Raw genomic sequence first — 22,422 nt, forward strand, 5'->3', positions numbered from 1 at the left:
TTCCAGCAGCGCCCGTCCAGTGGTTGGGGCACGGTCGAGCAGATCACCGACCCCGAGTACTCCACCCTCGCGTTCCTCAAGGGCCTCAAGCAGGTTGACGGGTGGCAGGACATGCCGCTGACCGTGGCGGCGCAGACGGTGCAGGTGTCGGCGTTCCCGGATCACTACGCGCAGTGGGAGCAGCAGGCCGCTGACCTGGTCGCCGAGCACTGGAACAGCTGACCCCCACACCACGCACAGACTTTCCTCGAATGAGGGGGAGCAAGAACGCCGCCGGCCGGTACCCGCAACTGGGGTGCCGGCCGGCGGCGTCTGCGGTGGGGGAGATGTTAGGAGGGGTCCCTTCCTATACACCGGGCGATAGCAGGGGACCCCTCCTTACACCCCACCCCTATGCCGCGGCGGGGTGGGTGACCCAGCCGGTGACGAGGACGAGGTTCGTCGGTCGGTGTACGGCGACGAAGCCGAACGGTCGGTCGACGGTCAGACTGACCAGCCGTTTGCGTACGGTGACGGGCGGGCGCATCGCACCGGCCCGCATCGCGAACGCCGTCACCACGGCGGCGGAGAAGCCGGTGGCGTTGAACGTGGCGGTGGCGTTCTGGACGGCCTGCGCCACGTACAGCCGCTCGGTGATGCCGGGGAAGTGGTCTCCGCTGGCGTCAGCCGCCGTCGTCAACCCGAACAGGCCGGGCTGTCGCAGCAGGTCGTGGGCGGCGTCGACGGTGAACGCGACGGTGGAGACCGTCAGCTCCGGAGTGGTGTCCGAGGCGTCGACGATCTGCTCGGTCACGCCCGGCCCGGCGGTGAGCGGCAGGGCGGGGACCTCGCCGTCGAGTGTGCCGATTGCGGCGGGCAGCACATCGGCGGGGCCGTGTCCGGCGGGACCGAGGGCGAGGACCACGTCGACGTCCTCGGCGCCCTCGACCGTCAGCAGGCTCACCGGCCCGGCGGCGGTGTCGACCACCCGCAGGGCGTGCAGGTCACGGCCGCGTCGGCGCAGGCCGGCGAGGTCCCGCCCGGCCCAGGGCCCGTCGGTGGGGCGGCACGGCGTGCGGTGGAAGGGCTGTTTCCAGGTGGTGAGCACCGACAGCGCGCTGGCGAGGACCATCGCCGTCCCGCTGCTGGCGCGTACCGGCATGGCGGTGATCCGACCGTCGGTCTGCGTGGCCGCCCACGCGTCCAGCGCCGCCTGGTCGACGGCCTCGTCCCCGGTCAGCTCCCCGCGCAGGGCGGCCGGCACCTCGGTGCGCCACCGTTCGGACAGCGGCAGGCCGCGTCGCGACCAGAAACCGAGCGCCATCCGGGTGCTCGGGGAGTCGGCGAGGTCCACGCCCGTCGGGTCGCCGACCACGGCCGACAGTTCGGCCCGGGCCGGCCCGTCCGCGTACCGGGCGAGCAGCGCCAGCAGCGGATGCACGCCCGCGCCGGAGAGCACGGTGGCCTCGTCGTCCAGGGTGGCGGTCCAGCGGGCGGTGAGCGTGTTCGCGGCGCGGGTACTCATGACGTCCTCCGGTGACGGCACGTGGCACGGTGACGCGCCGGTCCGGTGACCCTATCGACCGTCGCGCCGCCCCGGTTCGGGGCCTGACACCACCACGGCACGGTCGGTGTGACAGCGTGACCGGATGAGTTCCGCGCCGGTCGACGTCGACCTCGCCCTGGTCGGCGGGGGTGGTGCTGCCTCGCTGGTGCTGGCCGCGTTGGCCCGGCACGGCGTACGCGACCTGCGGATCGCCGTCGTCGACCCGGTGCACCGGCGCGGCCAGGACCGCACCTGGGCGTTCTGGGACGAGCCCGGCAACGACCTGGACGACCTGCTGACGGCGAGCTGGACGCAGGTCGAGGTGGTCACGCCCGGCACGCACCGCACCCTGGACCTGGCCCCCCTGCGGTACGCGATGCTGCGCTCCGGCCCGATCTACGACCGGGCCGCCGAGGCGGAACGGCGTCTCGGGGTACGCCGGATCGTCGCCGGTGCCGAGGAGGTGCACGACGACGGCGACCGGGTGGTGGTGCGTACCGGCGACGGTCCGCTGCGCGCCGCCTGGGTGCTGGACTCCCGACCCCGGCCACCGCGACGACCCGGTCGGACGAACTGGTTGCAGCACTTCCGTGGCTGGTGGCTGGCGGCGGACCGGCCGGTGTTCGACCCGGAACGGGCCGTCCTGATGGACTTCCGCACCCCGCAGCCGGCGCGGGGCGTCTCGTTCGGCTACGTGTTGCCGGTCGACAGCCGGTACGCGCTCGTCGAGTACACCGAGTTCGGACCGGACCTGCTCACCTCGGCGGCGTACGACACGGCGCTTCACGGTTATCGGGACCTGCTCGGGCTCGATCCGGCCCGGCTCACGGTGACCGAGGTGGAGAACGGCGTCATCCCGATGACCGACGGGCCGTTCGTGGCCCGCCCCTCGCCCCGGGTGGTCCGGCTCGGCACGTCCGGCGGCGCCACCCGACCGTCGACCGGTTTCACCTTCTCCGCCATGCACCGCCAGGCCGAGCAGGTGGCCCGCGCGGTGGCCGCCGGGCGGGACCCGGTGCCGGCGTCCGCGTACCCGCCTCGGCACCGCTGGATGGACGCGGTGGCGTTGCGGGCCCTGGACCGGGACCTGGTCGGTGGTCCGGAGTTCTTCGGTCGGCTGTTCGACCGTAACCCGGCGTCACGGGTGCTGCGGTTCCTCGACGGCGGTACCACCCGCGCCGAGGATCTGGCGGTGATGCGCTCCACCCGGACTCTGCCGATGGTGACCGCCGGCGTGGCCGACGCGGCCGGCCGGCTCCGCGACCGGATCGCGCCGGGGCGCCGTCCGGCCTGGACCGTCCCGCCCGCCGTGGTCGGCCCGTCGGACGCGGAGGCCCCGCCGCACTGACCCGCCCGGTCGCGCCGACGTCCCGCCGCGCTCGCCGCCCGGGAACGCCCGCGTCCCGCCGCGCTCAGCCGCCGCGCGGGTGCCTGTCGAGCGGGGTGCCGGGCCCGGCCGCCGGGGGAGCCTTCGGTAGGTTTGCCCCATGGTGGACGAGGCGGCCGGTCGGGTGGTGCGGATCTGGACCGACGGCGCGTGCAGCGGCAATCCCGGCCCGGGCGGCTGGGGTGCCCTGCTGCGCTACGGCTCCCACGAGCGGGAGCTGTGCGGTGGTGAGGCGACGCCGACCACCAACAACCGGATGGAGCTGATGGCCGCCATCGAGGCTCTGGAGAGCCTGACCCGGCCGGTCACCGTCGAGCTGCACACCGACAGCACGTACGTCCGCAACGGCATCACCAGTTGGCTGGCCTCGTGGAAGCGCAACGGCTGGCGTACCGCGGCGAAGCAGCCGGTGAAGAACGCCGACCTGTGGCAGCGGCTGGAGGCGGCCTGCGCCCGCCACCAGGTCACCTGGCTGTGGGTCAAGGGCCACAACGGGCACCCGGAGAACGAGCGGGCCGACGCGCTGGCCAACCAGGGGATGACCGAGGCGCGGGCGGCCGTCGCCGCGACCCGCCGCTAGCGTCGCCTCGGCCGGCGGCCCGCCGGACGGGGGGTCAGCGACAGCGCCGACCAGTGCGCGGGTGGGGTCACCCGGTCCGGCAGCCGGGTCCGTCTGTCGCCGCGTGCGGCGTCGACCTGTGACTGGTGCAGGAACAGCGCACCGGTCAGGTCGGCTCCGTCCAGCGCCGCCCCGCGCAGGTCCGCGCCGGTCAGGTCGGCCCGGGTCAGGTCCACCCCGCGCAGGTCGGTGCCGATCAGCACCGCGCCGCGCAGGTTCGCCCCCCGCAGGTCGGTCCGGCGCAGATCGCGGCCGACCAACACGGCGCCGCGCCGGTCCGCGCCCGGCGGGCCGCCCCGGGCCCGGGCCAGGTCGCCGGTACGCGACAACAGCCGGTTGACCTGGCCCCGGTGCGTCTCGACGTCGACGGCCAGCAGCTCCTGCGGGCTGCCCCCGGCGAGCCGATCGGTCTCGGCGAGCGCGGCGGCCAGCTCCTCGCGCAGCGCGGCGGGTGGCCGCAGGGCCAACGCCTCGGTGAGGTACCAGAGCAGCTCGTGCAGCGGACGCATCACCGCGAAGACGTCGAACATCAGCGGTGCGGTCTCCGGGGCGGCCCGCCAGTCCCGGCCGCCGAAGGTCTCCTGCGCGACGCGCTGGCCGGCCCCGTGGCAGTCGAAGACCGTGCAGCCCGGGAAGCCACGAGCACGCAGGTCGACGTGGATGTCACAGGCGAAGTCGGTCCGTAGGTGCCCGCAGGGCTGCCCGGCGGGCTTGTCGACCGCGAAGTCGGCCGACGCGGCGAACGCCGGGGCCACGCAGCAGAGCCCGAAGCATCGCGCACAGTCGGCCCGCAACCGGCTGTCGTCCGTGCCGTTGCGATGCGACTCCGCACCGGCCGTGGTCGACCCCGTGGACTGTGACACCCGACCTCCCCGCCTCGTCCGACAGCACGATTGTCCCCGCTCCCGTCGGTCGCTCCGTCACCGCATGGCGTCCGCCGGAGCGGGGACGACGTGCGAGGATGCCCGCCGGTGCCGACGGGGGAGGGACGACGGATGGAGATCGGGGTACGGCGGCTGGCGGCCGGCGAGGTGGCCGAGGCGGCGCGGACGCTGGCCGACGCGTTCGACGGGTACCCGTGGACCGCCTGGACGGTGGCGGCGGACCGGCACCGGGAGCGGCTGACCGAGCTGTTCGCCCTGACCGTCGAGTCGGTGGGCCTGCCGTACGGCGACGTGTGGGCGGCGGTCGAACCGGCCGGTCGGATCGTCGCGGTCGCGGTGTGGCTGGGACCGGACCGGCCGGTGCCGGACCAGGTCTGGGTCGACCTCGCCGCCCGGAACGCGGAGCTGGCCGGCGACCGGCACGAGGCCGCCGTGACCGCCGAGGTCGCGTGTGCCCCACTCCGCACTGCGGACCCGGCGTACCTGCTGGCCACGGTCGGCGTGCGCCGTGACCGGTGGGGCAACGGTCTCGGCTCCCGGGTGCTCGGCCCGGGGCTGGCCGACGCGGCGCGGGCGCACCTCCCGGTGGTGCTGGAGACCTCGTCGGAGAGCAACGTCGGCTTCTACCGGCGGCTCGGTTTCGTGGTCACCGGTGAGGTGCGGGTGCCCGACGGCGGTCCCCGGGTGTGGGGGATGCGCCGGGCACCCGCCGCCTGACGGGGACGGCCCCGCCGACGGTCAGTGCGCGCCCAGGCGGGCGATCGGTTCGACCAGCTCCCGCTCCTCGTACGCCAGGTGCGACAGCAGCGTGTCGCTGAGCAGGTCCACGGCGGCACGCAGCTCGGCGGTCCCGTCCTGGGTGGCGACGAACGCGACCAGTGCCCGGTCGACACCTTCCAGCACGTCGTGGATGGCGTGGTGCTCCGCCTCCAACCGGTCGATCACCGGCGTGAGTCGCGGGTCGGTGCGGCGCAGGTGCGGGAAGAGCGCACGGTCCTCGAGGGTGTGGTGCGTGGTCACCACCCGGCAGTAGGACTCGCAGTAGGTGCCCAGCGTCCACTTGTTCTGCCGCATGGTCATGGTGTTGATGTGGGACCGGGCGGTGCCCACGTCGACCAGCCCGGCGGCGACCTGCTCGATCAGGTCCTGGATCTGGGCCAGCTCGCTGCGCAGGCCGTCGTGCACGTCGATCAGGTGCTGGGCGCCGGCCTGCTCGTGTGCCGTGTAGGTGCGTGCCGGGTCCGGTGCCGGGCCGGTGGGGCGGGCCGACTCGTCCCAGACCCGGACGTCGCTGCGGCGTACGCCGTCGTCGGGCGTCGGCACCACGGCGAAGGCGCTCGACCCGAGCACGGCCCGGGGGCGCGCCGGCCGGGCGGTCCGACCGGTGGCGGCCGGGGTCGGATCAGGTGACGGATCGGTCCGGTCGGTCGGCGCGGGCGTGCCGCCGCTGCGACCCGAGGCCCGCTCGGCGGCGACCAGCTCCCGGGTGGCCGGAGCCACCTCGGCCGCGAACCGCCGCAGGTCCTCCGGGTCGTCGGTGCCGAGGATGAAGGTGCTGACGCCGTCGGTCAGGGCGAGGTCGGCCAGCTCCTCGGCCCACTGCTCGGCCGGGCCGTCCAGCGGCCCGCGACCGGTCGCCGCGAACCGCCCGTTGACGTTGAGCAGCCGTCGCACGTCGCCCGGTGACCGGCCGGCCTCGGTGGCCGCCTCGTCGATGATCGTGTTCCCCTTGGCCAGGTCGCCGGGTTGCAGGTAGGCCAGCGAGGGCAGCCAGCCGTCGGCCCGCCGCCCGGTCAGCGCGAGCATCCGGGGCTTGTACGCGCCGAGCCAGATGCCGACGTCGTGGGCGGGTGCCGGACCGCGTTTGGCGCCGGTCGCCCGGTGGAACTCGCCGTCGACCCGGACACCGCCACGGGCGTCGGCGTCCCAGATCTGGCGGATGATCTCGATCGCCTCCTCCAGGGCCCGGACGCCCTGGCCCGGGGTGAGACGTCGACCACCCATCGCCTCGATGGCGTCCCAGAACGCCCCGGCCCCCAGCCCGAGTTCGATCCGACCGGCGCTGAGCAGGTCGAGGCTGGCGACGCTGCGGGCGAGCACGGCGGGCGGTCGCAGCGGCAGGTTCGTCACGTTGGCGGCCAGCCGCACCCGTTCGGTACGCGCGGCGACGAAGCTGAGCAGCGTCCAGGTGTCCAGGAAGGCCGGCTGGTAGGGGTGGTCCTGGAAGGTGACCAGGTCCAGCCCGACCTGCTCGGAGAGCATGGCCAGGCCGACCGGCCCGGCCGGGTCGGCGTTGCCGGGCGTCAGGAACGACCCGAAGGTCAGGGGGTGCCCGTAGTCGCTCATGTCTGCGTTCCTTCCCGTTCACGGGGTGATCACCCCGTGCCACAGATGTTATTGCGGACAGAACATCTTTGCCCAATAAAATCTGTGATCTGGGTTAATCTGTGAGCATGACCGGTCCGCAGGCCAGTGATCCCCGCACCGACCCGATCACCGACGACCTCGGGTGGATGCTCGGCGTCGTCTTCCGGGCCTACGTCCGCGCGGCCGACCACGTCGCCGGTGACCTGCCCGGCGGGCCGCGCGGCTATCAGGTGCTCGTCGCCGCCGACCGAGAGCCCGCCCGCAACCAGGGAGCCGTCGCCGAGGAGTTGGGCATCGACCGCACCGTCCTGACCTACCTGATCGACGACCTGGAGCGCGACGGGCTGGTGGTGCGTCGTCCCGACCCCGCCGACCGTCGCAGCCGCCTGGTCACCCTCACCGGCGCCGGACGCGACGCGGCCCGACGTCGGCGCGAGGCACTGGCGGATGTCGAGACGCGACTGCTCCGGGCGCTCACCCCCGCGCAGCGCGGCGACCTGCGGGACCTGCTCAGGCAGGTGGCCTGCGCGGCGCAGGCCGACGATCCGCTGGTGGACCTGTGCCAGGCGGTCGAGGCGGCAGCCGACGAACCGTCCGCCCGCCGACGCCGTCGCGGGACCACGCCCGGCGGCCGATCCGCATAGCGTCACGTCGTGCGGATCACCAAGTACACCCACTCCTGCGTACGGCTCGAACACGACGGCGGCGTGCTGGTCATCGACCCCGGCATCTGGAGCGAGCCGCGTGCCCTGGTCGGCGCGGACGCGGTGCTGGTCAGCCACGAGCACACCGACCACGTCGACGTGCTGCGGCTGGCCGGGCTGGGGGTGCCGGTCTTCGCGCCGGAGGGCGCCGTGCTGCCGGACCTGGCACCGCTGCCGGTGACCCGGGTCCGGGCCGGCAACCGGTTCACCGTCGCGGGCCTCGAGGTGACCGCGGTCGGTGGACGACACGCCACCATCCACGGTGGCCGGCCCGACTGCGTCAACCTCGGTTACCTGGTCGGCGACGACGTCTACCACCCGGGCGACTCACTGCACCCGCCCGGCCGACCGGTGCGTACCCTGCTGGTCCCGGCGCAGGCGTCCTGGCTGAAGCTGACCGAGGCAATCGACTTCGCCGTCGCCGTCGAGGCGGAGCGGGTGGTGGCGATCCACGACGCGCAGCTCAACGAACGCGGTCTGGCCAGCGTGAACGGCTGGTTCAGTGAGACCGTCCCCGGCTACCGGTACCTCGCCCCCGGCGAGACCGCCTGACCGTCGGCGCGCTGCCCGCAGGCCCGCCGGCTCAACCCGACGTCGGCCCGGGTGCGCCGGCCAGGCGATCGTCGGCCGCCCGCTGACCGTCCTCGTCGCCGACCGACTCGCAGACCGCCGACGCGTCGATCCAGTGTCGGCGGGCGATGTCGTGGCGCTCCCGTGCGGCCTCCGCGTCGCCCAGGTGCAACAGCGTCCGCCCCAACCCGGCGTCGACCCGGCCCCCCTCGCGCAACCGCAGGCTCTCGGTCAGCCACGCCGACGCCTGGTCGGCCTGGCCCGGTGTGGTGCCGAGCAGCGCCGCCCCGGCGTTGAGCAGCGCCGCCGCCCGGTTGGTCGGATCGCCGACCGTCTCGTACTCGCGCAGCGCGGCCCGCCACGCCTGGGCCGCGTCCAGGTACTCGCCCATCGCGGCGTGCACCAGGACGAGGTTGGTCAGCGCCGCCGCGTAGCCGCGCGAGTCGCCCAGCGAGCGGAACGTGTTCGCCGCCCGCACCAGCAGGTCGTGGGCGGTCTCCCGGTCGCCGCGCGCCAGCCGTGCCGCACCCAGCCCCAGGTCGCTGAGGGCCTGCCCGGCGCGGTCGCCGCCGGCCCGGTGCCGACGGGACAACTCCAGATGGGCGACGGCCTCGTCCAGCCGCCCCAGGTCCAGCAGGGCCAGGCCGAGGTTCATCCGGGCCTGGGCGGTGTCCCGGCGTCCCTGCGCGGTCACCGCCAGGCTCAGCTCGGCCATCGCGCCGTGCGGGTCGTGCCGGTGCCGCAGCACCACGCCCAGTTGGTTGTGGGCCCAACCGGCGATCTCCGGCCGCTGCCGGGCGGTCGGGTTGGCCAGCACCGTCCGGCACAGGTCCTCCCACTCGTCGCGCCGCTCGGCATGGGCGAGCCAACCGCACGACGCCACCGCCAACCGGAACCACCAGCCCCGGACCCGCCGGGGCAGCGCCTCCACCGCGCCGGCCGGCACCTTGACCACGGCCAGCAGCAGGTCCTGGTGCAGGGTGAACCAGTCGTACGGGTCGACGGTGGGCAACCGCCGGTCCGCCTCCGTCGGGCCGGTCGCCGCCAGCGCGGTCACCTGCCGTTCGGCCTGGCGGGCCAGGTGCCGGGTCAGCCGCGCCTGGGCGTTCACCCGGCGGCGCACCGGCACCGTCGCCCGCAGGTGCATTCGGGCGTACGGGGCGAGCAGGTCCCGTACCTCGTACCGGTCGCCGGGCGCGGCGGCCACGAAGGCGCCGTCGGCCAGCTCGTCGATCAGCGTGGCGACCCGGTCCGGGCGGCGTCGGGCCAGCGCGGCGATGCTCGACCGGTCCAACGGCACCGGGCTGAGCGCCATCAGCCGCCACAGCCGCCGCGCCTCGTCGCCGAGCGCGTGGTAGGCGGTGTCCTGTGCGACGACCAGCTCGGCCATCGGCGAGAAGTCGACCCGCTGGTGCGGCGGTGTGTCGGCGGCACGGCGCAGCGCGCGCAGCACGTCGGCGTGTCGCCAGCCGTGGTTGGTGGTCTGTCGACCCAGTGCGGTCACGGCACGGGGCTGACGGCCGCACAGCGCCACGATCGCGTGGACGTCGGGGTCCAGGCGCGGGTCGTCGCGGGGCGGTCGGTGCGCCCCGGCGGCGGCGACGGCGAACATCTCCACCGCGTCGTGCGCGGTGGGCTCCTCCAGCCCGTAGGGCGCCACCCCGTTGAGCGCGGCGAGCCGTCCGGTGCCGGCCAGCAGGAGCTGGCAGACCCGGGTGGTCGGCGGCAGCAGCGCGCGGACCTGAGCCGGGCTGTCCACGTTGTCCAGCACCAGCAGGACCTTGCGGCCGTCGACCTGGCCGCGCAGCGCGTCCGCGGCGTCGGCGAGGTCGTCGGCGCGTCCCGAGCTTGGTGCGGCGGTGCCGAGGATGCGGGCCAACGCGGTGAGGACCTCCCGGGGCGACCGCGCCCGACCACCTCGGCGCAGGTCGAGGTAGTACTGCCCGTCGGGGAACCGGTCCTTGCACAGGTCGGCGGCCCTGATCGCGCACCAGGAGGTGCCGATGCCCCGCCGACCCACCACCGCCACCGCGTGCTTCGGGTCGAGCAGCGCGACCACCGCCTCCGCCTGTCCAGGGCGTCCGGTGAACCCGCCCGACCGGGGCAGGGTGGGGGCGTTGACGGTCGACGGGGTGACGACGTGGTCGTCGGCCGACGTCGACGTCCGTTGCCGACGTCGCCACTCCACCAGGAAGGAGGCAGCCACGCCGAGCGCCGCCAGACCCAGGCTGGCCGAGCCGAGGGCGGTGACGGACAACTCGGAGAGCAGGTTGCCGGTGATGTTGCCGAGCAGCGCGCTGACCCCGGCGCCGAGCACCCCGCCGAGGGCCAGCAGCACGCTGAGCAGGCGAGGTCGCCGGGTGGGCCGGCTCGGGCCGGTCACCGTACGCCTCCGGCGACCAGTCCGGCGACGACGTGTCGACGGCCCAGCACGAACACCAGCACCGGCAGGATCGAGGCGAGCACGGATCCGGCCGAGAGCGTGCCGCTGGCGGTCACGAAACCCCGGGTCTGCTCGGCCAGGAACCAGCCGAGCGGGGTGGCGTCCGGGCCGCTGAACAGCAGACCCACCACCAGGTCGTTCCACACCTGGACGAACTCCAGCACGGCCACCGCCACCACGGCGGTGCGGTGGTGGCGGGCCAACCGTCGCAGCGTGTCCCACAGGTGACGCCCGCCGAGGTGGGCGGCCCGGACCTGGTCGGCGGGCAGATCGGCGAAGGCGTTGCGCAGCACCAGCACGGCGAACGGAACCCCCAGCGCGATGTGCACCAGCGCCAGTCCGCGTGCGGTGCCGGAGGATTGCGCCACCCCGAGCACCTCGTTGATCGGCCCCGCGACGACCTGCACCGGGACCACCGCGGCGGCCAGCAGCACCAGTCCGACGGCCTGGGCGGGCGGCCCGGCCAGCCAGGCCAGCGGGTACGCGGCCAGCAGTGCCACGCAGAGCACGACGGCGGTGACGACCAGGGCCAGCACCAGCGTGAAGCCCAGGCTGCGCCACAGGCCCGCCCCGCCGAGCACCGCCCGGTACGAGTCGAGACCCGGTGGCCCGGACCACCAGGCGTCGGTGGCCGCCCGCACCGGGCTCTGCAACGAGGTGGCCGCGAGCACCCCGAGCGGCAGCAACCACGCCACGGCGGCCCCCGCGGCGAGCAGGCGGACCAGTCGTCGCTGCGGTGGCGCGGGGGCGGGCGCGGCCGGCTGCGGTGGCGGGGGCCACGCCTGCCGGATGAACATCGCCACCACGAGCATGCCGGCGGTCACCGCGACCAGCCAGATCACCCCCAGGGCGGCACCCTGCCCGGTGGTCGTCGCCCCGGACGTCTGCCAGATCCGCAGCGCCAGCACCGACGCCTCGTCCCGGACCGAGCCGGGCGTCATCACCAGGATCAGGTCGAAGGTGCGGCTGGTGCCGACGGCGACCAGGGCGAAGACCACCGCCACCGTACGCAGCATCAACGGTCGCCACTGGGCGTCCCAGAACACGTCGCGCCGGGAGCCGCCGAAGGCGCGTACCGCGTCGACCAGGTCGGCGGGCACGGTGTCGAGTGCGGCCCGGAACACCAGCACGGCCAGCCCGACCCAGGCCCACACGAACGCCGACATCACCGCCACCGTCACCAGCCGTGGCCCGAGCAGGTGCGGCACCTGCTCGGGTGTGCCGGTCAGCCGGGCCAACAGCAGGGTGACCGGACCCCGCTGCGGGTCCGGGTCGTAGAGCAGCCGGAACGTGACCCCGGTGACCACCAGCGGCAACGCGGTCGGCACCACCAGGATGAAACGGACCAGCCAGCCCTCCTGGGAACGGCGTGAGGCGGCGGCGAGCAGGTACCCCAGGACGGTGACGACGGTCGGCACCAGCAGCGCCCAGAGCACGGTCCGGCCCACCGCGGCACCGGCACCGGGCGCGGTGAGGGCGGCCCGGTAGTGCTCGGCGCCCACCCACCGCCCGTCGGTGGTGACGCTGGCCTGCACCGTCCGCAGCACCGGCCAGGCCAGCAGCCCACCGAGCAGGAGCCCGGCCGGGGCGAGCAGCGCCCAGGTGGCGCCGGTCGCCGGGTACGCGCGCCCGCGCCGGGGCGGTCCCACGTCGTCGAGCAGGGCGAGTTCACCGAGCAGGGGTTCCCGGCTCATCGTCCGCTCCTCGCCGCCCGGGCCGCCTCGGCGAGCTGCCCGGTGGCCCGTCGGACCGCCTCCCGGGCGGCCACCCCGTCGGTCACGTCCATGAAGAAGTCCTGCATGATGCGCCAGATCCCGACGCCGTCGGTGCCGGTGAAGGTGCCCGGCAGCCGGTCCGAGAGGTCGTAGCGCAGCGCCTCGACGGCCCGGAACTCCGCAGCCAGCCGCCGACGCAGCGGGTCGCGGTAACCGTGCACCGGCACCACCAGGTTGGGAGAGAGGTAGCCGCCGGCCTCCAACCAGGGCCGGAACGCCGCCGCGTCGCTGAGCCAGCGCACCAGCTCCACCCCGGAGGTCGAGCCGGCGAAGGCGACCGCCGCGTCGCCGCCGACGATCAGCGGCTGGTCTGCCACCCGCGAACCGGGGAACCGGAAGGTGACCAGCGGTTCGGTGCCGCGCCGGAAGCGGGCGGCCACCCCGTCGACGAAGTCGGCCTCGAACACCATGACGGCGGCCCGGTGGTGCGCCACCTGGATCACCGACTCCTCGAACTGGGTGAGCAGGGCGCGTCGACCGCCGCCGGGGAACGCGCCGTCGACGCTCCACAGCTCGGCGAGCCGGTCGAGGGCGTCGCGTACCGGCCGGTCCTGCCAGTCGGCCTCGCCCCGGGCCAGCGCCTCGTAGCGGCCGGGAGTGGCGATGTCGGCGAGTGAGTTCTCGAACCAGTCGGTGAGCACCCACCCGTCGGCGGCACCGATCGCCAGCGGCGCCGGGCCCTCGTCGGCCCGGTGCCGTGCCCCGAGCCGACGGGTCGTCTCGACCAGCTCGTCCCAGGTGCGGGGCGGCTCCATCAGCGTCGACGGGAAGTGCCAGAACAGCGACTTGTGCGCCGCCTTGATCCACAGGCCGTACCGGTGCCCGTCGACGGTGAGCAGGTCGGCCATCCCGGTCGGCGCCAGGTAGCTGCTGGCCGGGGCGACCCGGTCGAGCCACCCCCGGCGGGCGTACTCGACGATCAGCCCCGGCCGGGGCAGGATCGCCACGTCGGGGCTGGTGCCGGCGAGCATCCGGGCGGTCAGGAAGGCGTCGATGTCGTTGCCCACCCCGATCACCCGGACCGGGTCGGGGAAGCCGTCGACCACCTCGCGGAACCGGGCCAGTTCGGTGCCGCTCCACACCACCGCCACCTGCACCGGGCGAGGGCCTCGCGCGCAGCCGGCGGCGCCGGCCACGGTCGCCGTCACGGCGGCCCGCAGCAGGGTACGACGGCGCAGCCGCCCGGCCGGGTTCACGCCGGTGCCTCGTCGGCGGCCCCCACCCGGACCTGTGCGGACACCTCGGTCAGCACCTCGGGGTGCCCCGTGCAGAGCAGCACGGTGACGCCGGGGGAGTCCGGTGGGGACAGCCGGTCGAGCAGCGGGGTGAGGCGCACCCCGTCGACCGGGGTGGGCAGGTCGACCACCAGCACCTCGGGCAGACACGCCACGGCCCGCGCGAGGGCGACCCGGAACCGCTGCGCCTGGGAGACCTGATGCGGGCGCAGCCCCAGGGTCGGGGCGAGTTCGAGCCGTCTGACCAGGGTGGACGCCCAGTCGTCGGCGACGTCGTGGACCCGCTGGCGGCGGCGCTGACCGTAGGAGATGTTGCCGGCGACGGTCAGGTGCGGCAGCAGGGCACCGCCGGCCGGCACGTACCCGATGCGCCGACGCGGCGGCGGCAGATCCGTGACGTCCCGCTCGCCGACCAGGATTCGGCCGCTGATCGGCGCGACCAGGCCGACCACCACCCGGGCCAGGGCGGTGCCCACACCGGGCTCGGCGACCAGCGCCGTCATCGTCCCGATCGGCACCTCGACGTCGAGCGGTGGAACGTCCGGCACGGCGACGAGGTCCTGCGTGCGTAACGTGACCATCACCTCCGGATACCGTCGCCGTTCAGAGTGACACAGGTCGACCACGCACGGTGTCCCCGGCGATCCACCATGGAGCGGTGTACCGACGGGCTACCGTCGCTGTCGTGACGGACCCGACCCCACTGGCCTCCGGCCGGGAAGCCGACGTGTTCGCGCTGGACTCCGCGCGGGTGCTGCGCCGCTACCGGGACGGCGGCGACGTGACCGTCGAGGCCCGGTTCATGGCCCACCTGTACGCGGCCGGCTTCCCGGTGCCCCGGGTGCACCACGCCGACGGCACCGACCTGGTCATGCGGCGGGTGTCCGGCCCGACCATGCTGCACGCCCTGCTCACCGGTGGGATCGACGTCGAGGCGGCCGCCGCGGTCCTGGCCGACCTGCACCGTCGCCTGCACGCCGTCGCGCCACTGCCCGACGCGGCAGCCGGCGCACGGATCCTGCACCTGGACCTGCATCCGGACAACGTCGTCCTCGACCCGTCCGGGCCGGTGCTCATCGACTGGCGCAACGTGCGGCACGGCGCGCCGGGGCTGGACGTGGCGATGACCGCCCTGATCCTCGCCCAGGTCGCCGTGGACCGGGACCAGCCGGTGGCCGCCGAGGCCGGCGACCTGCTGCACGCCTACCTGCGTGCGATCCACGGTCACGCCGTACCGCTGGTCGACGCGGCCGTGGCGCGACGCCGCGCCGACCCCACCCAGAGCGCCACCGAACGGGCCCTGATCGTCCCGGCCGCGGCGCTGCTCGCCGCTGCCGGACGGTAGCCGACCAGCGGCACCCCCGGGGCCGGGCACGCCGCCCGGTAGGGTCCGGGGCACCAGCAGGTCAGCGGGAGGCGAGCCGATGTCCGACCATGTCGACGTGCTCATCGTGGGCGCCGGGCTCTCCGGCATCGGCGCCGCCTGCCACCTGCGCCGTCGCTGCCCGGACAAGACGTACGCCGTGCTGGAGGCCCGCGACGACCTCGGCGGCACCTGGGACCTGTTCCGTTACCCCGGGGTGCGCTCGGACTCCGACATGTTCACCCTCGGCTACTCCTTCGCGCCGTGGACCGCCCCGACGGCGATCGCCGAGGGTGGCACGATCCTCGACTACCTGCGGCGCACCGCCGACGCGTACGACGTGACCCGGCACATCCGCTTCCGGCACCGGGTGGTCCGCGCCGAGTGGGACAGCGAGCAGGCCCGCTGGACGGTGCACGTGCAGCGCGCCGAGACCGCCGACACCACGGTGCTCACCTGCGACTTCCTGTACGCCTGCACCGGCTACTACCGCTACGACGCCGGACACGCACCGCACTTCCCGGGGCAGGAGCGGTTCGCCGGGCGGATCGTGCACCCGCAGCACTGGCCGGACGACCTCGACCACTCGGGTCGTACCGTGGTGGTGATCGGCAGCGGCGCCACCGCCGTCACGCTGGTCCCGGCGCTGGCGCGGCGGGCCGCCCACGTGACCATGCTGCAACGGTCCCCGACGTACGTGCTGGCGCTGCCCGCCCGCGACGCGTTCGCCGACACGCTGCGACGACGCCTGCCCGCCCACCTGGCGTACCCGCTGATCCGGTCGAAGAACGTGCTGGCCACCGCCGCCACCTACCAGCTCAGCCGGCGTGCGCCCGGGCTGGTGCGCGCGCTGCTGCGGCGGGCCGTGACCCGACGGCTGCCGGCCGGGTACGACGTCGACCGTCACTTCACACCCCGCTACGACCCGTGGGACCAGCGGCTCTGCGTGGTGCCCGACGGGGACCTGTTCGACGCCCTGTCCGCCGGACGGGCCAGCGTGGTGACCGACACCGTCGAGACGTTCACCGCGCACGGCGTCCGGCTCACCGGCGGCGCGGAACTACCGGCCGACGTGGTGGTCACCGCCACCGGGCTCGACCTGCTCGCGCTCGGCGGCATGACGTTGCGGGTCGACGGCGCCGACGTGGACCTGCCGACCACCGTCGCCTACAAGGGCATGATGCTCTCCGGCGTGCCGAACTTCGCCATGACGCTCGGCTACACCAACGCCTCCTGGACGCTGAAGTCCGACCTGGTCGCCGAGTACGTGTGCCGGCTGCTGCGCCACCTGGACCGCACCGGGACCCGGGTGGTCACCCCGCTCGCCCCGCCCGACGGGCGGCGGGCGCCGCTGATCGACCTGACCTCCGGGTACGTCCGCCGTGGCCTGGCGCACCTGCCGTCGCAGGGGCACCGCCCACCCTGGCGGCTGCACCAGAACTATCCGCGTGACCTGCTGATGCTGCGCTACGGGCGGGTCACCGACGCCGGGGTCCGCTTCGACGCGGCCGGCGCGCCACGGGGGAGTGCCGTCGATGCGTAGGTTCGACTTCACCGACGGCACCGCCGTGGTGACCGGCGCGGCCGGCGGCATCGGTGCGGCGCTGGCCCACGGCCTGGCCCGGCGCGGCGCGGCACTGGTCCTGCTGGACCGCGACGCCGCCGGGCTCGACGCGGTGGCCGACGCCGTCCGCGCCGCACACCCCGGACGGGCGGTCGACACGTACGTGGTGGACCTGGCCGACGCGGCGGCCACCGGGGCGGTCGCCGAACAGGTCAGGGACCGGCATCCGGCGATCCGACTGCTGGTCAACAACGCCGGGGTGGCGCTCGGCGGGCGCTTCGACGAGGTGACCTTCGACGAGTTCAGCTGGGTGATGGAGGTCAACTTCCGAGCTGTCGCGCAACTGACCCACGCCCTGCTGCCCGCGCTGAAGGCCGCGCCCGGGGCGCACCTGGTCACCGTCTCCAGCCTCTTCGGCCTGATCGCCCCGCCCGGGCAGGTCGCCTACGCGGCCAGCAAATTCGCCGTGCGCGGCTTCACCGAGGCGCTGCGCCACGAACTCGCCGCCGACGGCATCGGCGTGACCTGCGTGCACCCCGGCGGCATCCGCACCCGCATCGCCCGCGACGCCCGGGTGGGCAGCGGCGTCGACCGGGCCGAGTACGAGGTGGGTCGGCAGCGGTTCGAGCGACTGCTCACCATCGCCCCGCAGACCGCCGCCGAGGCGGTGCTGCGCGGGGTGGCCCGCCGCCGGGGCCGGGTCCTGATCGGCTGGTCGGCCCGGCTGCCGGACCTGATGGCCCGGGTCGCGCCGGTCGGTCACGGCCGCCTGCTGACCGCCCTCGGCACCCGGGGCCGGACCGCCCGCGCTAGCGCGGTGTCCGCGCCGACGGCCACCGGGTCACCGCCACCAGGCTGACCAGCAGCAGCGCCACCAGGTACACCGAGGCCGGGACCAGCGGGGTCAGCAGCACCGCCGTCGCGGTCACCGGGATCGCCACCCGGACCGTCCGCCGCCGGTACGCCAGGATCCGCAACCCCCAGAGCACCAGCAGGACCACCGCCACCGGTACGGCCACCGCGTACCCGGTCAGCAGCCCGTCGACCTGGTCGGGGTGGCGGCGGTGGTCGACCGTCACCGCCAGGCCCGCGCCCACCGCGGCGAGCCCGGCGAACACGACGTAGTGCCCGTAGCCCCAGGACAGCGCGCGGCGCAGCCGGGTGGGCACGTCCACCGGCCGGTCGAAGTAGAGCCACCAGAGCGCGAAGACGATCGCGGCGCCCGCAGCCGCCACCGGCCACAGACCGTCGTCACCGGCGTCCACCCCGGTCTGCACCGCCACGGTGACGGCCAGCACCACCTCGCCGAGCACGATCAGGGTGAACAGCCCGTACCGTTCGGCGATGTGCCGGGGGTGCCACGGGGTCGTCCCGGTGCGCTCGGCCAGCGCCGGCACCAGCAACTCGGCGAGGATCAACAGCAGGAACGACGGCAGACCCAACTCGGGCGGCACGAGCAGCCGAACCAGCCAGCCGACCTGCACCAGGGTGACCCCGGTCGCGTACCGCAGGGCGCTGCGCCGGTGGGCCGGGTCGCCCCCGGCGGCCCGCAGCCAGTTCGCGACGGCGGCCAGCCGCAGCACCACGTACCCGACGGTCACGGTCGCGAAGTCGGCCGACGCGAACGCCTCGGGCACCCCGGCGGCGAGAATCAGCGCACCGGCGATCTGCGCCAGGATGGTGAGCCGGTAGACGTCGTCGTCGGTGTCGTAGGCCGAGGCGAACCAGGTGACGTTCATCCAGGCCCACCAGATGGCGAAGAACACCAGCAGGTAGGCGAGCACCGCGTGACCGGGGCGGCCCTCGGCCAGCGCGTCGTGCAGCGCGCCCGCGGCCTGCGTCACCGCGACGACGAAGCAGAGGTCGAAGAAGAGTTCCAGGTTGGTGGCCGCGCGGTGTGGCTCGTCGCGGCGGCGGGGCCGCATCGGGCGGTACCACGGTCGGACGGACGGGCTGGCGGTGACCACGGGCGCTCTCCCTCGCGGCGTCCTCAGCCACACCATAGGTGCGTCGCGTGCCGACCCGGGTCCGGTTGACGAAGCCCGCGCCGGCACCCTGGTCGCATCGAGGACGGTCGAGGGACGCATGATAGATACATGACGCATCCCTCGGTGGCCGGTCGAGTCACCGCGCCGTCCGCCGCCGAACGGGCCTACCACCACCTGAAACGCGCCATCCTGGAGCAGTTGCACCCCGGCGGTGCCCTGGTCAGCGAGGGCGAGATCGCCGAGGCGACCGGCGTGTCGCGGACCCCGGTCCGGGAGGCGCTGCTGCGCCTGGAGACCGAAGGGCTGGTCCGCCTCTATCCCAAGCGGGGCGCGTTGATCCTGCCGGTGTCCGCCCGCGAGATCGCCGACGTGGTGGAGGCCCGTCGACTGGTCGAGGTGCACGCCGCCGAGCGGATCTGGCCCCGACGCGCCGAGATCCGTGACCGGTTGGCCGAACGGCTCGCCGAGATGCGCGTCGCGCACGCTGCCGGTGACCTGACCGCCCTGATGGCCGCCGACCGGGCGTTCCACGCCACCGTGGTCGACGCCGCCGGCAACGAGATCCTCGCCGAGCTGTACCAACGGCTGCGGGACCGGCAGGTCCGTATGGGCGAGGCGAGCTTCCGGCTCTCGCCCCGCTGGGCCGAGGCGGCCCTGACCGAGCACGCCGCACAACTCGCCGCCCTCGACGGCGACGACCCGCAGGCGTGGGTGGCCGCCGTGGCCGCGCACATCGACACCTCCGCCCGCGTGTTCCTGGGTCCCCGGTGATGGCGCCGCATACCGGTTCCTCCTCGTGAGCGCGTCCAGCATCGGGGCGGCCCCGCTTCCGGCGCCGCCCGGTCGAGCCGTGCTGGTCTGGGCGGTGGCGCTCAGCGCGTACATCGCGTCGATCTTCCACCGCACCTCCCTCGGCGTGACCGGGGTGGAGGCGGCGCAGCGCTTCGACATCAGCGCCGCCACCCTGGCCACCCTCACCGTCGCCCAACTCGCCGTGTACGCGGTGATGCAGGTGCCGGTCGGGATGCTCCTCGACCGGTATGGATCGCGCCGGCTCCTGATCACCGGTGGCGTCCTGATGGTCGCCGGTCAGCTCGCCTTCGCCCTGGTCACCGACGTGCGCCTGGCCGTGGCGGCCCGCGTCCTGATCGGTCTCGGCGACGCGATGAGCTTCATCAGCGTGCTGCGCCTGATCGCGTTCTGGTTCCCGGGCCGCCGCAACCCGCTGCTGGTCCAGTTGACCGGGACGCTCGGCCAGCTCGGCGCGGTCCTCGCCGCCGTACCGCTGGTGACGCTGCTGCACCACACCGGCTGGACCACCGCCTTCCTCACCGCAGCCGGCGGCGGCGCGGCCGTGCTGCTGGTGACGGTCGCCGCCGTCCGGGACACCCCGCACCGGCCCGCCGTACCCACCCCCGCCCCCGGCGGTGGGCGGCTCGCCGCCGCCTGGGCGCACCCGGGCACCCGGCTCGGGCTCTGGACCCACTTCGTCACCCAGTTCTCCGGCACCGTCTTCGCCCTGCTCTGGGGCTTCCCGTTCCTGGTGCAGGGGCAGGGGCTCAGCCCGACCGCGGCGGCCTCCCTGCTCACCGTCCTGACGTTGGGGATGCTGCTGACCGCGCCGCTGGTCGCGCACCTGTGCGCCCGCCACCCGCAGCACCGCTCGGTGCTGGTCTTCACCATCGTCGGCGTCACCGCCACCGTCTGGACGGTGCTGCTCGCCTGGCCTGGCCGGGCACCCGGCTGGCTGCTCGTCACGCTGGTGCTGGTGCTGGCCCTCAGCGGCCCCGGCTCGATGATCGGCCTCGACTACGCCCGGACCTTCAACCCGGTCAGCCGCCTCGGCAGCGCCGCCGGGATCGTCAACGTCGGCGGCTTCGTCGCCTCGATCACGCTGGTGCTCACCGTCGGGGTGGTGCTGGACCTGGTCACCCCGGCGGGCCAGGCCGCACCCGACCTGACCGCGTACCGCTGGGCCTTCTCGGCGCAGTACGTGCTCTGGGCGCTCGGCGTGGTGCAGGTGTTGCGCTGGCGCAACGCCGCCCGTCGTGACCAGGGCGGGCACCGACCGACGGCAACCCGCGCCGAAGCTGTGCCGACCCGCCCGCCCACCGGTAGGTTCGCCAGCGGGAGTGATCGCGGGCGTCGCCGTCCCACCGGCGACGTCGCGGCGCAACGGCGGCGGCGCTTCGCGTCGGTGCGGACGAGGAGGAGAGCGTGAGCCAGCAGGTCAAGGGAGTCATCTCGCGCAGCAAGGGCGCGCCCGTCGAGGTCACCGACATCGTCGTACCCGACCCGGGGCCCGGCGAGGCGGTGGTACGCGTGCAGTCCTGCGGGGTCTGCCACACCGACCTGCACTACCGCGAGGGCGGCATCAACGACGACTACCCGTTCCTGCTGGGCCACGAGGCGGCGGGCATCGTCGAACAGGTCGGTGCCGGAGTCGACGCGGTCGCGCCGGGCGATTTCGTGGTCCTCAACTGGCGGGCGGTCTGCGGCGTGTGTCGGGCCTGCCGGCGCGGCCGCCCCTGGTACTGCTTCGCCACCCACAACGCCGCCCAGAAGATGACCCTGGTCGACGGCACCGAACTCGCCCCGGCGCTGGGCATCGGCGCGTTCGCCGAAAAGACGCTGGTGCACGCCGGCCAGTGCACCAAGGTGGACCCGGCGGCCCGGCCGGCCGCCGTCGGGCTGCTCGGCTGCGGTGTGATGGCCGGTCTCGGCGCGGCCATGAACACCGGCAACGTGACCCGGGGCGACTCGGTGGCCGTGATCGGCTGCGGTGGCGTCGGGGACGCGGCGGTCGCCGGTGCGGCCCTGGCCGGCGCGACGACGATCATCGCGGTGGACACGGACTCCCGCAAGCTCGACTGGGCCCGCCGCTTCGGCGCCACCCACACCGTCAACGCCTCCGAGTCCGACCCGGTGGCCGAGATCCAGGCCGCCACCGGCGGCTTCGGCGCCGACGTGGTGATCGACGCCGTCGGCCGTCCGGAGACCTGGAAGCAGGCCTTCTACGCCCGCGACCTGGCCGGCACCGTCGTGCTGGTCGGCGTACCCACGCCCGACATGCGGATCGAGCTGCCCCTGCTGGACGTCTTCGGCCGGGGCGGGGCGCTGAAGTCGAGCTGGTACGGCGACTGCCTACCCAGCCGCGACTTCCCGATGCTGACCGAGCTCTATCTCCAGGGCCGCCTCGACCTGGACGCCTTCGTCACCGAGGAGATCCCGCTCGACGGCGTCGAGGAGGCGTTCGCCCGGATGCACCGCGGCGACGTCCTCCGCTCGGTGGTGGTCTTCTGATGGCCGCCCGGATCGACCACACCGTCACCTCCGGCACGTTCTCCCTGGACGGGCAGACCTTCGACGTCGACAACAACGTCTGGGTCGTCGGCGACGACACCGAATGCGTCGTCGTCGACGCCCCGCACGACGTGGACGCGATCCTCGCCGTGGTGGCCGGACGCCGGGTCACCGCGATCATCGCCACCCACGCCCACGACGACCACGTCCGCGTCGCACCGGAGCTGTCCCGCGTCACCGGCGCGCCCGTGCTGCTGCACCCCGCCGACCGGGTGCTCTGGGACATGGTGCACCCCGACGAGGCGCCCGACGGTGCGCTCGCCGACGGCGAGGCGATCACGGTGGGCGGCACCACGCTGACCGTGCTGCACACCCCCGGGCACAGCCCCGGCGCCTGCTGCCTGTACGCCGCCGACCTCGACGTGGTGTTCACCGGCGACACCCTGTTCGCCGGCGGACCGGGTGCCACCGGCCGCTCGTACAGCGACTTCGGCACCATCGTCGACTCGATCCGGGACCGGCTGCTCACGCTGCCGCCACAGACCGTGGTGCACACCGGCCACGGCGACAGCACCACCATCGGCGCGGAGGCCCCCCAACTGCCCGAGTGGCTGGCCCGGGGCCACTGACCTGACGGCCGCAGGGGCGTCCTCGCCGCCCCTGCGGCCGGGTACGAGTTGGCGTCGGCCCTTCGG

General features: G+C 74.5%; 20 protein-coding genes and 1 pseudogene. 13 read left to right on the forward strand and 8 right to left on the reverse strand.

What is annotated here, in order from left to right:
• Positions 1–222, forward strand: a pseudogene (locus ACIBO1_RS30855) (hypothetical protein); the annotation flags it as partial.
• 169 nt (positions 223–391) lie between these two features.
• Here the strand turns inward: ACIBO1_RS30855 and ACIBO1_RS30860 are convergent.
• Positions 392–1,504, reverse strand: a complete 1,113-nt coding sequence (locus ACIBO1_RS30860) for a serpin family protein (RefSeq protein WP_396752620.1) — start codon at positions 1,502–1,504, stop codon at positions 392–394.
• 124 nt (positions 1,505–1,628) lie between these two features.
• Between ACIBO1_RS30860 and ACIBO1_RS30865 the strand changes: the two genes are divergently transcribed.
• A complete protein-coding gene (locus ACIBO1_RS30865) occupies positions 1,629–2,873 on the forward strand; it encodes a lycopene cyclase family protein (RefSeq protein WP_396752622.1) in 1,245 nt (414 codons plus the stop codon).
• Between the two features lie 139 nt (positions 2,874–3,012).
• Positions 3,013–3,492, forward strand: a complete 480-nt coding sequence (gene rnhA, locus ACIBO1_RS30870; protein WP_396752624.1) for a ribonuclease HI — start codon at positions 3,013–3,015, stop codon at positions 3,490–3,492.
• On the opposite strand, the gene ACIBO1_RS30875 is transcribed toward rnhA, so the two are convergent.
• Positions 3,489–4,325, reverse strand: a complete 837-nt coding sequence (locus tag ACIBO1_RS30875; protein ID WP_396752672.1) for a pentapeptide repeat-containing protein — start codon at positions 4,323–4,325, stop codon at positions 3,489–3,491. The two genes, rnhA and ACIBO1_RS30875, sit on opposite strands and share 4 nt — an antisense overlap.
• A 201-nt stretch (positions 4,326–4,526) precedes the next feature.
• Between ACIBO1_RS30875 and ACIBO1_RS30880 the strand changes: the two genes are divergently transcribed.
• A complete protein-coding gene (locus tag ACIBO1_RS30880; protein WP_396752674.1) occupies positions 4,527–5,132 on the forward strand; it encodes a GNAT family N-acetyltransferase in 606 nt (201 codons plus the stop codon).
• Positions 5,133–5,153: 21 nt separating this feature from the next.
• Here ACIBO1_RS30880 and ACIBO1_RS30885 read toward each other — a convergent pair whose 3' ends face one another.
• On the reverse strand, positions 5,154–6,761 hold the full coding sequence (locus tag ACIBO1_RS30885; protein WP_396752626.1) for an LLM class flavin-dependent oxidoreductase: 1,608 nt from the start codon (positions 6,759–6,761) through the stop codon (positions 5,154–5,156).
• A gap of 107 nt (positions 6,762–6,868) precedes the next feature.
• Here ACIBO1_RS30885 and ACIBO1_RS30890 point away from each other — a divergent pair, with 107 nt between their 5' ends.
• Together ACIBO1_RS30890 and ACIBO1_RS30895 are read left to right on the forward strand one after the other, a co-directional pair.
• Positions 6,869–7,426 (forward strand): MarR family winged helix-turn-helix transcriptional regulator, encoded by a 558-nt coding sequence (locus tag ACIBO1_RS30890; RefSeq protein ID WP_396752628.1) that lies wholly within the window; start codon positions 6,869–6,871, stop codon positions 7,424–7,426.
• Positions 7,427–7,435: 9 nt separating this feature from the next.
• Positions 7,436–8,038 (forward strand): MBL fold metallo-hydrolase, encoded by a 603-nt coding sequence (locus tag ACIBO1_RS30895; RefSeq protein ID WP_396752630.1) that lies wholly within the window; start codon positions 7,436–7,438, stop codon positions 8,036–8,038.
• Between the two features lie 31 nt (positions 8,039–8,069).
• Here ACIBO1_RS30895 and ACIBO1_RS30900 read toward each other — a convergent pair whose 3' ends face one another.
• Genes ACIBO1_RS30900 through ACIBO1_RS30915 form a run of 4 tightly spaced genes read right to left on the reverse strand, consistent with a single transcriptional unit; the run spans position 8,070 to position 14,090 of the window.
• A complete protein-coding gene (locus tag ACIBO1_RS30900) occupies positions 8,070–10,439 on the reverse strand; it encodes a hypothetical protein (protein ID WP_396752632.1) in 2,370 nt (789 codons plus the stop codon).
• On the reverse strand, positions 10,436–12,193 hold the full coding sequence (locus ACIBO1_RS30905; RefSeq protein ID WP_396752634.1) for an ABC transporter permease subunit: 1,758 nt from the start codon (positions 12,191–12,193) through the stop codon (positions 10,436–10,438). The genes ACIBO1_RS30900 and ACIBO1_RS30905 overlap by 4 nt, the downstream gene beginning before the upstream one ends.
• A complete protein-coding gene (locus ACIBO1_RS30910; RefSeq protein WP_396752636.1) occupies positions 12,190–13,470 on the reverse strand; it encodes an extracellular solute-binding protein in 1,281 nt (426 codons plus the stop codon). Before ACIBO1_RS30910 ends, ACIBO1_RS30905 begins: the two co-directional genes overlap by 4 nt.
• Positions 13,467–14,090 (reverse strand): ATP-binding cassette domain-containing protein, encoded by a 624-nt coding sequence (locus ACIBO1_RS30915; RefSeq protein WP_396752638.1) that lies wholly within the window; start codon positions 14,088–14,090, stop codon positions 13,467–13,469. The genes ACIBO1_RS30910 and ACIBO1_RS30915 overlap by 4 nt, the downstream gene beginning before the upstream one ends.
• Positions 14,091–14,194: 104 nt before the next feature.
• Between ACIBO1_RS30915 and ACIBO1_RS30920 the strand changes: the two genes are divergently transcribed.
• From ACIBO1_RS30920 to ACIBO1_RS30930, 3 genes are all read left to right on the forward strand, one after another.
• Positions 14,195–14,854 carry a phosphotransferase gene (locus ACIBO1_RS30920; RefSeq protein WP_396752640.1) on the forward strand — a complete coding sequence of 220 codons (660 nt, stop codon included), beginning with the start codon at positions 14,195–14,197 and terminating at the stop codon, positions 14,852–14,854.
• Positions 14,855–14,933: 79 nt separating this feature from the next.
• Positions 14,934–16,415, forward strand: coding sequence for a flavin-containing monooxygenase (locus ACIBO1_RS30925; RefSeq protein ID WP_396752642.1), 1,482 nt, complete (start codon positions 14,934–14,936; stop codon positions 16,413–16,415).
• A complete protein-coding gene (locus ACIBO1_RS30930; RefSeq protein ID WP_396752644.1) occupies positions 16,408–17,295 on the forward strand; it encodes an SDR family NAD(P)-dependent oxidoreductase in 888 nt (295 codons plus the stop codon). Before ACIBO1_RS30925 ends, ACIBO1_RS30930 begins: the two co-directional genes overlap by 8 nt.
• Here the strand turns inward: ACIBO1_RS30930 and ACIBO1_RS30935 are convergent.
• On the reverse strand, positions 17,246–18,403 hold the full coding sequence (locus tag ACIBO1_RS30935; RefSeq protein ID WP_396752646.1) for a low temperature requirement protein A: 1,158 nt from the start codon (positions 18,401–18,403) through the stop codon (positions 17,246–17,248). The genes ACIBO1_RS30930 and ACIBO1_RS30935 overlap by 50 nt on opposite strands.
• Positions 18,404–18,532: 129 nt before the next feature.
• On the opposite strand from ACIBO1_RS30935, the gene ACIBO1_RS30940 reads away from it, so the two are divergent.
• The 4 genes from ACIBO1_RS30940 to ACIBO1_RS30955 are packed head-to-tail and all read left to right on the forward strand — an operon-like array spanning position 18,533 to position 22,356.
• Positions 18,533–19,195: a GntR family transcriptional regulator gene (locus tag ACIBO1_RS30940; protein ID WP_396752648.1), complete on the forward strand. Its 663-nt coding sequence runs from the start codon at positions 18,533–18,535 to the stop codon at positions 19,193–19,195.
• Positions 19,196–19,220: 25 nt separating this feature from the next.
• A complete protein-coding gene (locus ACIBO1_RS30945) occupies positions 19,221–20,645 on the forward strand; it encodes a nitrate/nitrite transporter (protein WP_396752650.1) in 1,425 nt (474 codons plus the stop codon).
• On the forward strand, positions 20,642–21,727 hold the full coding sequence (locus tag ACIBO1_RS30950; protein WP_396752652.1) for an S-(hydroxymethyl)mycothiol dehydrogenase: 1,086 nt from the start codon (positions 20,642–20,644) through the stop codon (positions 21,725–21,727). Before ACIBO1_RS30945 ends, ACIBO1_RS30950 begins: the two co-directional genes overlap by 4 nt.
• A complete protein-coding gene (locus ACIBO1_RS30955; protein WP_396752654.1) occupies positions 21,727–22,356 on the forward strand; it encodes an MBL fold metallo-hydrolase in 630 nt (209 codons plus the stop codon). Before ACIBO1_RS30950 ends, ACIBO1_RS30955 begins: the two co-directional genes overlap by 1 nt.
• Positions 22,357–22,422 lie beyond the last annotated feature (66 nt).

This window comes from Micromonospora sp. NPDC049903 (assembly GCF_044460945.1).
In the GTDB taxonomy this organism is placed as follows: Bacteria; Actinomycetota; Actinomycetes; order Mycobacteriales; family Micromonosporaceae; genus Micromonospora.